Here is an 865-nt window from a genome sequence, read left to right on the forward strand (position 1 = left end):
TCAAATAGTTTATCTTCGCTATCGCTGCGTAAACGATTTAATCAACGACGCTAAGGCTGAGTTTAGTACGACGTTGTAAGCAAGCGCAAAAAAAACCTAGAAATGTTTAATATATTCAAGAAATCTAAAGAAACTAGTTCAAAAGTCCCTCAAAGAATTCCCATTATGAGAATGGAAGATTACCATACTCATTATTTAGGAAAAACCAATGATGGGAAATTGTTCTTTGGGTCTGAAACATTTGCTAATAAAAAACCTCATTGGGAAGTTAAACCTGAATTACAAAGCCAAAACCGAATTGACTTAGCAATATTGTATTTATTTGACAAAAAAGGTAGATTTATAGAATCTAAGCATTGGTCAACAGATTTGGATGACGAGAGACAAAATACTACTAAAAAGCTAGGAGAACTGATTGCTGATTTAGGACAAGTTACTTTCTGTAATATTGAAGTTGAAACTTTTGAGATTAGTATTTACGGAATAAAGTGCGGATTAATTCCTAATGAAGAATCTGAAAGTATTGACTTATACCCAAGTAATACAATCTCGTTTCAAGAACCTTGGGATGGAGAATATTACACTTAAAAAAGAAAGCCAGCTTACAACAAGGGCTATAATTAATACGGGGTTTTGTGCTTAACCCAAAGTTTAGAGCTTTTAACCAAGTCCGCCAAATCTTTTTGATTTGGCTTTAGAACAAAAAAGATAAAACAAAATAAAAAGTTTTGGCTAAGTGCTTAATCGAAAGGACAGTTCTTTTTAATCCCGCACTAACCATAGCCGAGCCGTTAGGTGCAATTGTCCCATTTTGATCTGACAATTTTTTCGGAGGGATACGCTGGGATTACGGAGTTTTATTCTG

1 protein-coding gene is annotated in these 865 nt (G+C 34.1%); it reads left to right on the forward strand.

Going from position 1 to position 865, the window contains the following annotated elements; all coding sequences use genetic code 11:
• Positions 1 to 102: 102 nt before the first annotated feature.
• Positions 103 to 588: a hypothetical protein gene (locus Q0921_RS24930; protein WP_299261881.1), complete on the forward strand. Its 486-nt coding sequence runs from the start codon at positions 103 to 105 to the stop codon at positions 586 to 588.
• Positions 589 to 865: the final 277 nt, after the last annotated feature.

The sequence above is a fragment of the uncultured Aquimarina sp. genome, from assembly GCF_947496855.1.
Lineage (GTDB): Bacteria > Bacteroidota > Bacteroidia > Flavobacteriales > Flavobacteriaceae > Aquimarina.